At 42.4% G+C, this 14,824-nt stretch carries 14 protein-coding genes; all 14 read left to right on the top strand.

Annotation, left to right across the window (positions count from 1 at the left end; genetic code table 11):
- Positions 1-60: 60 nt before the first annotated feature.
- The 14 genes from E6139_RS10610 to selD all read left to right on the top strand — a co-directional run bounded on the left by E6139_RS10610 (position 61) and on the right by selD (position 14,807).
- Positions 61-813, top strand: coding sequence for a threonine/serine exporter family protein (locus E6139_RS10610; RefSeq protein WP_316403043.1), 753 nt, complete (start codon positions 61-63; stop codon positions 811-813).
- 33 nt (positions 814-846) lie between these two features.
- A complete protein-coding gene (locus E6139_RS10605) occupies positions 847-1,311 on the top strand; it encodes a threonine/serine exporter family protein (protein WP_316403042.1) in 465 nt (154 codons plus the stop codon).
- Between the two features lie 514 nt (positions 1,312-1,825).
- The gene (locus E6139_RS10600; protein ID WP_316403041.1) at positions 1,826-2,902 is read left to right on the top strand and encodes a Xaa-Pro peptidase family protein; all 1,077 of its coding nucleotides are present in this window, start codon (positions 1,826-1,828) and stop codon (positions 2,900-2,902) included.
- A 15-nt stretch (positions 2,903-2,917) separates the two neighbouring features.
- Positions 2,918-3,799, top strand: coding sequence for a proline iminopeptidase (pepI, locus tag E6139_RS10595; RefSeq protein WP_316403040.1), 882 nt, complete (start codon positions 2,918-2,920; stop codon positions 3,797-3,799).
- A gap of 25 nt (positions 3,800-3,824) precedes the next feature.
- Positions 3,825-5,186 carry a peptide MFS transporter gene (locus E6139_RS10590; RefSeq protein ID WP_316403097.1) on the top strand — a complete coding sequence of 454 codons (1,362 nt, stop codon included), beginning with the start codon at positions 3,825-3,827 and terminating at the stop codon, positions 5,184-5,186.
- A 541-nt stretch (positions 5,187-5,727) separates the two neighbouring features.
- Positions 5,728-7,017, top strand: coding sequence for a proline reductase-associated electron transfer protein PrdC (prdC, locus tag E6139_RS10585; RefSeq protein WP_316403039.1), 1,290 nt, complete (start codon positions 5,728-5,730; stop codon positions 7,015-7,017).
- Positions 7,018-7,044: 27 nt separating this feature from the next.
- A complete protein-coding gene (gene prdA, locus E6139_RS10580; RefSeq protein WP_316403038.1) occupies positions 7,045-8,937 on the top strand; it encodes a D-proline reductase (dithiol) proprotein PrdA in 1,893 nt (630 codons plus the stop codon).
- Between the two features lie 11 nt (positions 8,938-8,948).
- Positions 8,949-9,254, top strand: coding sequence for a CBO2463/CBO2479 domain-containing protein (locus E6139_RS10575; protein ID WP_316403037.1), 306 nt, complete (start codon positions 8,949-8,951; stop codon positions 9,252-9,254).
- 3 nt (positions 9,255-9,257) lie between these two features.
- Positions 9,258-9,983, top strand: coding sequence for a D-proline reductase (dithiol) protein PrdB (gene prdB / locus E6139_RS10570; protein WP_316403036.1), 726 nt, complete (start codon positions 9,258-9,260; stop codon positions 9,981-9,983).
- Between the two features lie 197 nt (positions 9,984-10,180).
- Positions 10,181-10,918 carry a proline reductase cluster protein PrdD gene (prdD, locus tag E6139_RS10565; RefSeq protein ID WP_316403035.1) on the top strand — a complete coding sequence of 246 codons (738 nt, stop codon included), beginning with the start codon at positions 10,181-10,183 and terminating at the stop codon, positions 10,916-10,918.
- A gap of 27 nt (positions 10,919-10,945) precedes the next feature.
- Positions 10,946-11,425: a glycine/sarcosine/betaine reductase component B subunit gene (locus tag E6139_RS10560; RefSeq protein ID WP_316403034.1), complete on the top strand. Its 480-nt coding sequence runs from the start codon at positions 10,946-10,948 to the stop codon at positions 11,423-11,425.
- Between the two features lie 69 nt (positions 11,426-11,494).
- A complete protein-coding gene (locus E6139_RS10555; protein ID WP_316403033.1) occupies positions 11,495-12,511 on the top strand; it encodes a proline racemase family protein in 1,017 nt (338 codons plus the stop codon).
- Between the two features lie 18 nt (positions 12,512-12,529).
- The gene (locus E6139_RS10550; RefSeq protein ID WP_316403032.1) at positions 12,530-13,414 is read left to right on the top strand and encodes a sulfite exporter TauE/SafE family protein; all 885 of its coding nucleotides are present in this window, start codon (positions 12,530-12,532) and stop codon (positions 13,412-13,414) included.
- Positions 13,415-13,784: 370 nt separating this feature from the next.
- A complete protein-coding gene (gene selD, locus E6139_RS10545) occupies positions 13,785-14,807 on the top strand; it encodes a selenide, water dikinase SelD (RefSeq protein WP_316403031.1) in 1,023 nt (340 codons plus the stop codon).
- Positions 14,808-14,824: the final 17 nt, after the last annotated feature.

The following is a 14,824-nucleotide window of genomic DNA, read 5'->3' as shown; positions in this document are numbered from 1 at the left end:
AATGATGAAAAGAGTTTATTTGGATGCCTGTAATTGCCAATTTAACAAGGGGGGAGATCGATGAATGAACGGGAAGCATTTGATTTTGTCTATGATATTGGAGAAACATTATTGAAAAATGGGGCGGAAATCAAGCGAATCGAGACGACTATTCGTCATATTGCAGAAGCCTTGGAGTTGAAGGAATTTGATAGCTTTGTCCTGATCAATGGGATATTTATGACGGCCCGGCTAAAGGATCAGACTGTTCAGGCGCGTGTCCGGGATATCCCGATTTCGCCGATCAATTTAGGTCGGATCGAACAGATCAACACGCTGTCGCGGTGCTTAACGGAGAAGCGGCTAAGTCCGGAAGATGCCAATGAGTGGCTTCAGGAAATCAAGCAAGAATCCTTTGCTTCAAACCGCTTGAAGATCTTCGCCTATGCATTTGGCAGCGCCAGCTTCTGTTTTATCTTTGGCGGAAGCCTTTGGGATACGATCGGCGCGTTTATTCTAGGTGTTTTCCTAGCCTGTTTCACGATGTACTTGCTGCCGAAATTTAATATGTCAGATATTATTTCAACGATTACCAGCAGCGGCTTTGTCAGTATCCTAGCTTGTTTATTTGTTCACTTTTTTCCGGCACTGCAATTGACCAGTCTAGTCACTGGCGGGATTATTTCCTTATTACCGGGAGTGGCCATCGTCAACGGGATACGTTATTTATTTGACGGCGACTACAGCTCCGGCTGGGGTCAAATGATCAATGCTTTGATTACTGCGCTGTGTGTATCCGTGGGAGTAGGGCTTGTCTTGCAATTATTTAGTTAGATTCATTTAACAGTGAAAGGGGCGAAAGCGGTCATGTTAACTACCGTGCTGCAAGTTTTAGCAGGTTTTTTAGGAACAATCTCATTTGCGATACTCTTTGAAGTTCCCCGTCGTTACTACGTTCATTGCGGAGTGATCGGCGCCTGCGGCTGGGCTATTTATTTATTGATAATGCATTTTAAGACCGCGCCAGTCGCAGCCACCTTTATTGCTTCGTTGGTCTTGATCTATCTTTCACGAGAAGCATCCTTTGCGTTAAAAGCACCGGTCACGATTTTTTTGATTTGTGGAATCTTTTGTCTGGTTCCCGGAATGGGCATTTACAATTTTACTTATAATTTTTTCATTGGTGATTCCATCAAGGCGGCTCAGATCGGTGTCCAGGTTTTGAAAATTGCGATCGCAATTGCTGTAGGAATCACGGTAGGCTATGAATTATCACCAAAATTTTTCTATTCTTATTACAAAATGCAAAAGAATAAAAATTCACTCTCGTGAATAAATACTGAAAACAGCTTTGTTGTATAACAGGGCTGTTTTTTTATTTTAATTTCCAATTAAAATAAAAAATGAGGTGTTTTAAAAAATGTTATTGAAAATCCCTTTATTTTAATAAAAAAACAAATTCATGAGAGAAGAGTAAGGAAGAGAAATAACTGGAGAATTAATATAATTAGTATCCCTTTTTTTGAGAAATCTTCCAACTGACTGGTGGTTTTGAAAAAAAGTTTAAAGAATTGTTTAAATAGGCCGAAAGATATAGTAAACTAGTGGAAGCGGATACGAATAATTAAATTTGAATTTATTCTGTGAAAGACTTGAAATTCAAATGGATTTATGGTTATTTTAAAACTAGTGATAGGTGAATAGTTGCACAAAAATTTGTGCTGATATCGAACTGTTGCATAGCAGTTAGTTTCCGCGAAAAAAGATTATTAACAGCTACGTGAAAGCAGAGCTGTTTTTAATAATGCCGACAGGCAAACAATATCAATAAAAGGAGTGAAACATTTTGAAGGAACGTCGCGTTGAAAGAGTAATTGAAAAAATGAAGGAACAAGGTTATGGCCAACTGTTAGTTTCAGATCCAACAACTATTTTCTATCTAACTGGTCGCTGGATTCATCCTGGTGAACGGTTGTTAGTATTAGTAATTACTCCAGAGAACAAAAACACATTGATCGTTAACAAATTATTCCCAATCGAAGAAGATTTGGGCGTGGAAAAAGTATTTATTGATGATACCGACGACGCTGTGAAGAAAGTGCTTGAGTATGTTGATACTGACCAAAAAATCGGTGTTGATAAGAACTGGCCTGCACATTTCTTATTACACTTGCTTGAACTTGTTCCAGATGCCAAATTAGGCAATGGTTCAGAAGTAACCGACGCGGTTCGTGCGATCAAAGACGAAGAAGAAAAACAATTGATGCGTGAAGCACAAGCAGATAACGAGATCGCGATTGATCGTTTGAAAAAATTATTGCCTGAAGAAATGACTGAAGCTGAAATGGCGGATAAATTAGGTGAAATCTACAAAGAATTAGGCAATACAGGCTTCTCATTTGATCCGATCGTAGGTTATGGCGCAAATGCGGCAGATCCTCATCACGAAACGGACGATTCAAAAGTAAAACCTGGTGATTCTGTCATCTTGGACATTGGCGGCATCAAAAATTCGTATGCATCTGACATGACGCGGACATTCTTCTACAAAGAAGTGTCTGACAAAGGTCGCGAAGTGTACGAAATTGTTAAAGAGGCTGCCCAACGTGCGATTGACCTTGTGAAACCAGGTGTAAAATTCTCTGAACTTGACGCAGCAGCTCGTGATTACATCACGGAAAAAGGCTACGGCGAATACTTTACACACCGTTTAGGTCACTTCATCGGAATCGATTGCCACGAAACAGGCGATGTTTCAGGAGCGAACGATAATGTCGCTGAAGTAGGAAATGTCTTCTCAATCGAACCAGGAATCTACATTCCAGGCGAAGTGGGTGTACGGATCGAAGACCTAGTGATCGTCACTGAAGATGGTTGCGAAAACTTGAACCATTATCCGAAAGACTTGGAAGTAATCGGTTAGGAGGCCGCGCAGCGTATGAAAATCGAAGAAGGATATATGCCTTATCTGGGGCATCAGACTTATTATCGGATTGTTGGAGAACAAAGCGGTAATAAGAAACCATTGATTGTCATGCACGGCGGACCCGGATCAACCCATAACTATTTTGAAGTGCTTGATGAAATGGCGGTCGATGGCCGCCAGATCATCATGTACGATCAATTAGGTTGCGGGAAATCTGCGGTGCCTTCACAGCCGGAGCTTTGGACGAAGGAAACTTGGGTCAATGAATTGATCGCCTTAAGAGAGCATCTTGGCTTGGATGAAGTTCATTTGTTAGGCCAATCTTGGGGTGGAATGTTAGAAATCATCTACGTTTGTGACTATGCACCAAAAGGCATCAAGAGTATGGTACTTTCAAGTACTTTACCGAATGCTGAGCTTTGGGCACAAGAGCAACACCGGATGATCAAATTTATGTCAGAGGAAGATCAAGCAGCGATCGCAAAAGCAGAAGAAACTGGCAATTATGATGATCCAGCTTATCTTGCGGCAAATGATCGCTTCATGGTTCGCCATGCGGCTCCAATCTTTACAAAAGAGGATCCTGAACCGTTATGGCGTGAAAAAGTTCCAGGTACTGAAAGCTATGTGACTGCTTGGGGGCCGAATGAGTATTCGCCTGAAGGCACGTTGCAGGGGTATGACTACACGGATAAGCTGTCTGATATTACTATCCCAACACTTGTTACAAGCGGCACAAACGACTTGTGTACGCCGCTAATAGCAAAAACGATGTATGACGCGATTCCAGGAGCCAAATGGGAATTGTTTGCCAACAGCAGACACATGCCATTTGTAGAGGAACGGGAAAAATACATGAAACTGTTGGAAGAATGGCTAGCAGCGAACGATTAATTTTTTTAAGAGAGAAGGAATGATAGTGGAAACAACTCCAGTAAAAACAAAGAAACCTTTTGGGTTTTACGTCTGTGCGCTAGGGTTTACATTTGAACGAATGGCCTTTTACACAGCGAAATACATGTTGGCGATCTGGATCGCTACACGAACAACCGCATCAACGGGCGGGTTGGGTATGACAACGGCACAAGGTGCAATGATTTCTGCCTACTTTGTAGCGGCAACATACATCACACCAACAATTGGCGGTCTTATCGCCGACTATTGGATAAGTCCACGGATATGTGTCCCGGTAGGTATGTTGATGATGGGTGTCGGTTACTCTCTGGCCTTTTGGGCGAATTCCATGAGCATGGTAGTCGTGATGACTGTTTTAGTAGCTCTTGGAACAGGTTTGTTTAAAGGAAATCTTTCCGGGGTAAATGGGTTACTTTTTGATGATGAGAAAGCCTTAAATGAAGCCTTCTCCATTCAATATTCATTCGTAAATATCGGATCATTTATCGGAACAACATTTTTGGTATTGTTAATTCCTAAATTCGGCTTTAACTTTGTATTCTTGATTTGTGGTCTATTACTAATTTTTGATGCAATTTGGTTTGTTGCAAATGGTCGCGCTTTGGGCGATGCAGGGAAAAAACCATTTAAAGTTGACCAACGTAAATTCGATTCAGCTGGTAAAAAAGCTGATGGCGCGGATACGAAGTTAACTTCTGGCGACAAAAAACGGATGGTTGCTATTTTCTTAGTAACTATGTTCTCAGTTGTCTTCTGGATGGTGTGGTATATGGCTTATATGCCAGCGTACTACTACTTCGGTTATGGTGATGGCGCTGGATTCTTAGAGCGTGCGAACTGGGTAGTGGGCAGCTTCAAAGTGCCAACTTCTTATTTTGACTCGATGAATGCCTTGACTTGTATTATCTTAGGTCCGATCTTAGGTCGCTTATGGACAAAATTAGCTGCTCGTCCTAAGGGTGATATGAGTATGTTTAAGAAAACAGCATTGGGTATGATGTTAGTAGGTGTTTCTTACCTAGCAATGGTATTAGGAGATATAGTTGGTAAAGGACATGCAAGTATTTTGTGGTTAGTTCTTGTCAGCTTATTGATGTCAGTTGGTGAAATGGTCTTTTCTCCATTAGGGAACTCCTTCATTTCAAAATTGGCACCAGCCAAATTCATGGGAATGCTGTTAGGTTTCTGGACGATTGCAGTATTCTTCTCACAATTGCTCTATCCAATCATTTATGCTCGATTAGAAACAGATGTACCGGGCGATTTCCAAATGGGCTACGGTGTTCTAGGAGCAATCGTAATCGTTCTTGGATTAGTATTATGGCTTGGTAGTAAAACACTGGACAAACTTGAATCAGCTGAATAATTTATCGATTAAGCTCTTGCCTCAATGAGGTGAGAGCTTTTTTGTGCAAAATAATGCAAAAATCAGAAAGGTCAAATGGATGAAGATTATTGTTAGCCATTTCTAATGTGATTGATTTTACATATGAATATAGCTAAAATAATCAGCAAAATTTTATAAAGGGATGCTTGTCATCGCGGTGCCAGATAAAAGACAAGAGTTAATAAAATAACAGTTATAATTATTCGCAAAACCTGTGAAATAACTAATGTATTTTGCCGAAAATCCCGGGCGAGCCTTCCGTTGTCGACAGTCTACAATCGCTTGAAATATTGTAAAGTTAGTGTTTGTAAACGATTTTAATTTATCTGATGAGTTTGATGAAAATTTAATTAGAGAATTCAAAAAATTATACTATTTACAAAGATTTTTGTCAGAAAATATCAAAATAATCGGAAAACTACCTTTTACATGGAAGGTGATTGTGCTATGATTTACATGAACTACGGGTGGCTGATTTGCTCAAGTTCGAACAAATAAAAAAGCAGGGAGGTGAAATATTTTGACACAAATTCTTATACCATTAAAACAACATGTCGGCGCTCCTTGTAAAGGGATCGTGAAGGCTGGTGATCAAGTTCAACGTGGACAATTGATCGCTGAACCGAATGGTTTAGGCGCGAATATCCATGCAAGTTTTTCTGGCAAAGTAGTGGATGTGGATGGTGATAATATCGTTCTGATGATTGATGAAGAGCAGGATTTTTCAACATTCGTACCCATTCCAGAAACGGAGACTCACGCAAAAGCAGTGGAAGCAGCTGGAATTGTCGGTGCGGGGGGCGCAGGTTTCCCTACCTTCTTAAAGCTCGCTTGTGAGATTCCAGAAGGTGTTTTTATCGCAAATGGCGCAGAATGTGAAGCTTTGCTTGCTCATAACGTAAAACAGATGAGTGAACATATCGATCAACTGATCCGCGGTATGAAATACTGCATGGAGATGACGAAAGCTCCCAAAGGCGTGATTGCTGTGAAAGGCAAGCACCGCATGTTAGTAACGCGTTTGCTGAAAGCTGTAGACAACGACTCGACGCTTGACGTCTATCAATTGCCGGATATCTATCCAGCAGGGGATGAGCGTATGATCGTTCGTGAAGTAATGGACATAGTCCTAGAACCAGGTCAGCTTCCAACAGAAGTTGGCGCTGTGATCGACAATGTGGAAACGATCAAACGGATCGCTGAAGCGATTGAAGATCGCAAACCGTTCATTGACAAGGATGTGACTGTTTCTGGTCGCGTAAAACAAAAAGAAACTGTTTTTGTGGATGTGCCGATCGGGACTCCGGTCAAAACATTGATCAATAATGTTGGCGGATACGTTGAACCCCATGGCGAGATCGTCATCGGCGGACCAATGACGGGTAGAAGCGGCGATGAGATGACACCGATCACTAAAACTAGCGGCGGTGTGCTGGTCGCAATGCCATTCCCAAAAGAAAGCCGAAAAGTCGGTCTTTTGATCTGCGAATGTGGCGGATCTGCTGAACGCATGACCGAGATCGCTAACAACATGGGCGCAGAAGTTGTCGCTGCTGAAAGATGCAAGCGAATGGTAGAAGTAAATGGAAGATATAGATGTGCCTTGCCAGGTATATGTCCAGGTCAAGCTTCAACTGTTCTAGAATTGAAAAAACAAGGAGCAGAAGTCGTATTGACTGGATCCTGTTCCGATTGAACGAACACCGTTATGGGTGTAGCTCCTAGGTTAGGAGTTCCGGTTTATCATCATACAGATCACGTACTGCGGGCAGACGGGCATAGACTATATCGTAGATTACCTACAAACTAATTTTAAAATTTTAGGAGGATTTAACGAATGTCTATTACAGCAGAAACTGCTAAAGAACATGCCAAAGACCCTGCAGTATTATGTTGCCGTGCAGAAGCAGGCAAAGTAATCGCACCAGATGATTTAGAAGATCCAGCGATCTTCCCAGATTTAGAGGATTCAGGTTTATTAGAATTGCCTGACACTACTCTAACCATCGAACAAGTACTTGGCACGACATTGAAAGAAACAACGGATGCGTTGGTTCCATTAACAAGAGAATTATTAGACGGTGTTTCAGAGGACACTGAAGAAGCACCGGAAGAGGAAGCACCTGCTGAAGCAGCAGCTCCAACTCCAGTGGCTCCTATTGCTCCGGTAGCACCTGTTGCGCCGATGGGCGGACAAACAATCAAGATTCATATTGCAGAAGGACGCGGGATTGACCTAGAAGTTCCAATGTCTATCGCGGGACAAATGGGCGTTGCTCCAGCAGCTCCAGTTGAAGCGGCAGCTCCGGCTCCAGCACCAATGGCTGAAGCGGCAGCTCCTGAAGCAAAGGTTGAAGAAAAAGTCATTCGTTCAGTTCGTCGTGATCACATGAAGATCGAAAAAGTGATCATTGGTGACGAAACGAAGATTGAAGGCACGACCTTAGTTTTACGCAAAATGGAAGATATGTGCGCGGAAGCAGCTGAACTAGAAGAACTAGTTGAGAGTGTTACCTTTGAAATTATTACACCAGATAGATACAACGAATATAGTGAAACGATCATGGATGTACAACCTATCGCTGCTAAAGTTGATGGCGCGGATATCGGGCATGGAGTTACGCGTGTGTTAGATGGCGTCGTAATGGTTCTTACAGGAACAGATGCCAATGGTGTACAAATCGGTGAATTCGGTTCGTCTGAAGGCGAATTAGACCGCAACATCATGTGGGGACGTCCTGGAGCGCCAGAAAAGGGCGAAATCTTCATCAAAACACAAGTAACAATCAAAGAAGGCGCGAATATGGAACGTCCAGGACCATTGGCCGCTCATAAAGCATCTGACTACATTACGCAAGAAATCCGTGAAGCAGTGAAGAAAGCGGATGATTCTTTAGTTGTAGAACATGATGAAATCGTACAAAAACGCCGGATTGGTAACAAACGTGTGGTTATCGTCAAAGAAATCATGGGTCAAGGAGCAATGCACGACAACTTGATCATGCCAATCGAACCAGTTGGAACATTAGGAGCAAAACCTAACGTTGACTTAGGGAACTTGCCGATCATGTTAGCACCAACTGAAGTATTAGATGGCGGGATCCATGCATTAACATGTATTGGACCAGCATCAAAAGAAACTTCTCGTCATTACTGGAGAGAACCATTAGTGCGCGAAGCGATGGAAGACGAAGAAATCGATTTAGTCGGTGTGATGTTTGTTGGTTCTCCGCAAGCGAACACTGAAAAATACTATGTTTCTAAACGTTTAGGTATGACGATCGAAGCGATGGATGTCGATGGCGCAATCGTTACGACTGAAGGATTTGGTAACAACCATATCGACTTTGCTTCACATATTGAAGAAATTGGCAAACGCGGCATTAAAGTTGTCGGAGACTCTTACTCAGCAGTACAGGGTGCGTTGGTTGTCGGTAACCCAGAAATGATTGCCATGGTAGACAACAACAAATCAATGCAAGGGATCGAAAATGAAATCTTGTCGAACAACACCCTATGTAAAGAAGACGCGATTCGTGATCTAGCAATGTTGAAAACACTGATGGGCGGCGGCACGATCAAGGCTGCTGAACGTAAATGGAATCCAAACGTGAAAGCCAACAACATCGAGATCATTGAAAAAACTACGGGCAAGAAGATTGACCTAGTGGATAACGAACAAGTCTTACCTAAGAGTAAAAAACGCCAAGAAATTTACGAAGTAGAATAAGGTGAAGCAAAATGGATGGAATGAATAAACTCAAATATATTTCGACGGAACAGATGTTTGAAGGCATCATCGTTGAACTTCACGATGCCAGCGTGATGATCGATTTAAAAGGTCGTTTGGGCCAGCTTAAAATCCCCCGTCGAATGATCATTTCTGAGTATGATCTAGAAATCGGTCAAGAAGTTGGGTTTTTAATGACCTATCCAGAAGTTTTGGCAGAAGAACCGGATGAGCATTATAAGACAGCTATTTATGAGCATGAACGTCGCCGGGCTGAAGCCAGAAGAAAACGTGAAGAAGCAGGAGAGGAGAATTAACACATGGGCTTAACAGTCTTTGAAGGGTTGCAGTCAGAAATTTTTGTGCCGATTACGCCAAAATCTGTCTTTACCCCAGTTAAAAAAGAGCTTAAAGAAATGCGCGTGGCATTAGCAACAGCTGCCGGCGTACATTTAAAAACAGATAAACGATTCAACTTAGCAGGTGACACGACTTTCCGTGAAGTACCAAATACTGCTAAAGTCGAAGAATTAATGGTTTCTCATGGCGGTTACGATAACGCCGACGCGAACCGTGACATCAACTCGATGTTTCCGATCGACCGTTTACATGAATTAGCAGCGGAAGGGTTCATCAAAGAAGTTGCACCCGTTCACTACGCATTCATGGGCGGAGGAGGCGACCAAGACGCATTTCACGATGTGACTGGTCCTGCGATCGCACAAAAATTAGTGGAAGAAGAAGTCGACGCTGTCGTCTTAACCGCTGGCTGAGGAACCTGTCATAGAACTGCCGTGATCGTGCAGAGAGCTATTGAGGAAGCGGGAATTCCTACTATTTTAATCGCAGCATTACCACCAGTTGTACGCCAAAACGGGACTCCACGTGCCGTTGCGCCGCGTGTACCAATGGGTGCCAATGCTGGTGAACCAAACAACATTGAAATGCAGACAGGTATCTTGAAGGATACACTGGAAGCACTAGTAACAATCGAAACGCCAGGGAAAATTGTTCCTTTACCGTATGAATACATTGCCCACGTCTAGATCAAGAGGCTGATCTAATAAGTGCTCAGCGTTGAGAAATAAGACGGAAATTCCTAAAATTGCCAAGAAACACAGTGACGTAGGAACTGATGTTGATTGGTACCTACTTGGTGCTTTTCAAATTTTTGTGAATTTTCGACTTATTTCTGAAGACGTTACTTATTAATCGCCGTTTACATTGAAAGTAGGTGTGAATAATGCGAGGCGAAACTTTAAAGATCAAAGTTTTTCACATGGAAGAGGTTTCCGTTGGGAACGGCTTTCATGTCAAACCAAATCAGTTACAGATTGATCAAGACTTTGATTGCAAGGACGCCGCTATTCAGAAGCTGACGATTCGATTGCTCCCACCGCATCAACATGATGTTGAAACCAACACCATTATAGATGTCATTCCGATTTCTACGAAGGTGTTGGGTGCGCTGGGTACAGGGATCACGCATACACTTACCGGGGTTTCAGTCATTATGACTGGGGCTATTGAGGATGGAGAACAAATGCATGAATTTGGCTCTTCAGAAGGTGTTTTGCGTGATCATTTAGTATTGAATCGAGCAGGGACGCCTAACGCCGAAGACTACATTATTTTAGTGGATCTTTTAGCGAAAAAGGGGACTCCTTTTAATCGTGAGCTCAGTTTGAAAATGTTTGCCATCGTGGATGAATTTATCCAAGAAATTCGCGAAAAATTAAAGATGCTGGAAGGAAAAGATGCCTGTGAAACCCATGTCTACGAAGATCAGGTTAATCCAGGCAAGCCAAAAGTTGCCTTAGTCAAACAGGTGGCGGGTCAGGGAGCGATGTATGATATGCTGCTCTATCCTAATGAACCCAGCGGCTTCAAGGGTGGTTGTTCGATCATCGATATGAACAATATGCCGGTCTTTTTAACAGCAAATGAATATCGCGATGGAGCAATTCGTTCCATGGTTTAACGTAAATAATGGATAGGTGGTGGCGTTATGGGAATTGGCCCATCAACCAAAGAAACATCACTGCATCATTTCCAAGATCCACTTGTTGATCTTCTTGGTAAGGATCCGGACATTGACTTTCAAGGAGTCGTTGTCGTGGGAACACCGCAAAGCAACGCTATGAAGTACCTCGTTGGGCAGCGAACCGCTGCATGGTTGGAAGGAATGCGCACAAATGGTGTGATTGCTTCAACCGATGGATGGGGAAATTCAGACGTGGACTTCGCGAACACCTTAGAAGAAATTGGTCGCCGAGATATTAGCGTGATCGGACTCAAGTTCATTGGTACACAAGCAAAGTTTGTTGTGGAAAATGACTTTACCAAGCACGTTTTGGATTTTAATAAATCGGAAGCGGGTGTTGAGACGGAGGTAGTTGGTGAAAATACCATCAATCACCGGGATGCAGTAAAAGCGCTTGCGTCAATCAAATTAAAAATGCGAAAAGACAATCAAGAAATACGTTAACGTAATTTTTTATGAGCATGAATCATCAAAGTCCTGTCTATTTTAAACAGGTAACAAGGGAGGATAATCATGAAAGTATCAAAAATGATCTCAGCGATCGACACTCATACAGCAGGTGAAGCTGCTCGTTTAATCATCGGCGGAATTCCAAAATTCCCAGGTGAAACAATGGCTGACAAGAGAGCCTATTTAGAAACGGAAGCAGACGACTTGCGCAGAATGTTGATGCTGGAACCACGTGGGCACCGTGATATGTTTGGCGCCTTCATTACTGAACCCGTTCACAAAGAAGCTGACTATGGCATTATCTTCATGGATTCAGGCGGTTATTTAAATATGTGTGGACACAACACGATCGCAGCGATGACATCTGCCGTTGAGCAAGGCTGGGTAGAAGTTAAAGAAGGCGAACGTGAAGTAAAAGTTGTTCAAGATACACCAGCGGGAATTGTACGCGGGACAGTACATTTGGATGAAGACTATTCTGCAGAATCAGTTTCTTTCGAAAACGTGGAATCATTCCTTTATAAAGAAAATGTAACGGTCAATGTTCCTGAAATCGGTGAATTAACAATGGATATTTCCTTTGGCGGAAGCTTCTTCGCAATCTTACCGGCAGCGTCTATTAACTTAGAAATTAAACCGGAAAATGCTTCGAAGTTCAATGAATTAGGAATGATCATTCGTGATGCAGTGAACGAACAGATCGAGATTCAACATCCGACATTGGAACACATCAAGACCGTTGACCTTGTTGAGTTCTATGGTCCGGCAACTAGTCCAGACGCAACCTATCAAAATGTCGTTGTCTTTGGTGATGGACAAGTAGACCGTTCTCCTTGTGGAACAGGGACAAGCGCGAAGCTTGCGACGTTATATGGCAAGGGTGAAATGAAAGTTGGCGACACTTTCGTGTATGAAAGTATTTTATGCACGAAGTTTAAAGGCGAAATTGTTGAAGAAGCAGAGGTTGGAGGATACAAAGCAATCATTCCTCGGGTATCAGGTTCTGCTTATGTCACTGGATACAACTCATTTTTAGTTGATCCGAAAGATTCCTTGAAGGATGGATTCCTTTTAGGGTAAAGATGAAGGAGGGGTAATATGGTAACAGTATTATTAGCAATTTATGTTGGTTTGATTTTGATGCATGCAGTCAATATGGGTGTTGACACAGTCAAACATAAAGGCGATTTAGGGCATGGAAATTGGATTGTTTCTGGGATCATTGGTTTCGTTACCGACTTTTTGGACACATTAGGGATTGGAAGTTTTGCACCGACGACCTTGCTTTTGAATATGACCAAACAGTTGAGTTCTGACCGTTTACTGCCAGGGACTCTGAACGTAGGGCACGGAATTCCCGTGTTGGTTGAAGCGTTTATCTTTACTCAGGTAGTAGATGTATCACCTGTTACTTTATTTGCGTTAGTTGGTTCGGCTACAATCGGTGCATTTATCGGTTCGAGATTCGTAACTGGCTTACCAGAGAAAAAGGTTCAATTGTGGATGGGCTGGGCATTAATTATTACTGCTGTTTTGATGTTTGCTCGTCAACAAGGCTGGATCGATATCTTGGGTGCGGACAATACTGCTACAGCATTGACAGGCATTAAATTAGTGATCGGTGTTGTGATCAACTTCATCCTAGGCGCTTTGATGACAATCGGTGTTGGTTTATACGCACCATGTATGGCAATGGTGTACATGTTAGGTTTGAGTCCGTTAGTTGCTTTCCCAGTAATGATGGGTTCTTGTGCCGGCTTGATGCCAGTTGCAAGTATCAACTTTGTCAAAACTGGCGACTATGCGCGTAAAGTTAGTTTGGCTATTACAGCAGGCGGAATCCTAGGGGTAATTGTTGCTGCGTATTTCGTAACAGGATTAGATCTAAATGTTCTGACTTATATTATTATCGTCGTAATCATTATTACTGGTGTAATGTATATTCGCAAGAGTATGAAACCAGCAGAAGCTGCGGCAGAATAGAAATGATTTTAAAACTACTTGCTCAATTCGGGCAGGTAGTTTTTTTATGTCCAAATAGCTGCAAAAGTTTTTTTAATCGAAAGAGCCTTTTTTACTTTTGTATAAAAAGGATTAGACAGTGACTGAGAAGGATCGGAGGTACAAAAAATTTGATGAAAAATCAGTATGAATGTCCAAAAATAGAATAAAAATTTTTCTTATTATAAAAAACATCCGTAATGATTTGTGGTAGTATAAAAACGGCGCAGATGGAATCGCTTTAGATAAGAAGCTCACGGTCATTTGATTTGACAAGAGCTACTCATAAAATTTACATAGAGAAACAAAAAGCAAACTGTTATAATAGAGAACGTGAAGGATGGTGGAAAGCATGGAAACAGTGCAACAATTAATCGTCTGCGGCGGCTGTAATGCGAAAATCGGACCGGGAAATCTCGGGGAATTGCTGGCGGATTTACCAAAGGCAACCAACGAAAATTTACTGGTGGGATTTGATTCGACGGATGATGCGGCTGTTATTAAACTGCGTGACGACCTAGCAATTATACAAACATTAGATTTTTTCCCAACGATGGTGACTGATCCTTATCTTTTTGGCAAGATTGCGGCAGCGAATGCGCTAAGCGATGTCTATGCTATGGGAGGCGAAGTCCTGTCTGCTTTAAATATAGTCGCTTTTCCGGAAGAAAAGGATCTGAACATCCTGAAAGAAATCTTGCGTGGAGGCGCGGAAAAGGTTCAAGAGGCCGGTGCCATTTTAGCTGGCGGCCACTCGATTCATGATTCATCGGTGAAATACGGTCTATCTGTGACGGGGACGATCGATCCAAATAAAATTTATCAAAACAACACCTGTCAGCTGGGGGATCATTTGATTTTGACGAAACCATTAGGCGTCAGCATCATCACCGTGGGCTACAGCGCAGAGGAAATCAGTGAAGAAGCCTTTGTGAAAGCCACCACGAGCATGGAGACCTTGAATAAATATGCGATGGATATCATTCGCAAGTATCCAATTAACAGCTGTACGGATGTGACCGGCTTTGGTTTGGCTGGGCACCTACATGAAATGATGAATGAACGCTTTAGTGCGGAAATCCAGTCTAAAGAACTGCCGTATTTTGAAGAAGCCTATCAAGGAGCGAAGGAATTCATTCTGACGGCGGGCGGACAACGGAATCGGAATTATATGGAAGATAAAATGGATTTTCAGATTGATGACTTCGGGATCGAAGAGCTTTTGTTTGATCCGCAAACATCGGGCGGTCTGTTAGTCAGCGTGCCAGCAGCAGAAGTAGAGGCGTTATTAGAAGAATTACAAGCTGCCAATATTCCGGCACAGGATTTTGGTGTAGTCGTTGAAAAACAAACGAAAGAATTGATTGTATATTAAGAGAGAGGCGGAAGATT

The sequence above is a fragment of the Enterococcus sp. genome, from assembly GCF_032555305.1.
Taxonomy (GTDB): domain Bacteria; phylum Bacillota; class Bacilli; order Lactobacillales; family Enterococcaceae; genus Enterococcus_A.
Note: the sequence above shows the minus strand (reverse complement) of the source record. Positions and strands in the feature narration are given on the sequence as shown.

Bases quoted from the DNA above. Each gene is read 5' to 3' on its own strand.
- E6139_RS10610 (WP_316403043.1), top strand. From the start codon at position 61: ATGAATGAACGGGAAGCATTTGATTTTGTCTATGATATTGGAGAAACA.
- E6139_RS10605 (WP_316403042.1), top strand. From the start codon at position 847: ATGTTAACTACCGTGCTGCAAGTTTTAGCAGGTTTTTTAGGAACAATC.
- pepI (WP_316403040.1), top strand. From the start codon at position 2,918: ATGAAAATCGAAGAAGGATATATGCCTTATCTGGGGCATCAGACTTAT.
- prdA (WP_316403038.1), top strand. From the start codon at position 7,045: ATGTCTATTACAGCAGAAACTGCTAAAGAACATGCCAAAGACCCTGCA.
- E6139_RS10575 (WP_316403037.1), top strand. From the start codon at position 8,949: ATGGATGGAATGAATAAACTCAAATATATTTCGACGGAACAGATGTTT.
- prdD (WP_316403035.1), top strand. From the start codon at position 10,181: ATGCGAGGCGAAACTTTAAAGATCAAAGTTTTTCACATGGAAGAGGTT.
- E6139_RS10560 (WP_316403034.1), top strand. From the start codon at position 10,946: ATGGGAATTGGCCCATCAACCAAAGAAACATCACTGCATCATTTCCAA.
- E6139_RS10555 (WP_316403033.1), top strand. From the start codon at position 11,495: ATGAAAGTATCAAAAATGATCTCAGCGATCGACACTCATACAGCAGGT.
- E6139_RS10550 (WP_316403032.1), top strand. From the start codon at position 12,530: ATGGTAACAGTATTATTAGCAATTTATGTTGGTTTGATTTTGATGCAT.
- selD (WP_316403031.1), top strand. From the start codon at position 13,785: ATGGAAACAGTGCAACAATTAATCGTCTGCGGCGGCTGTAATGCGAAA.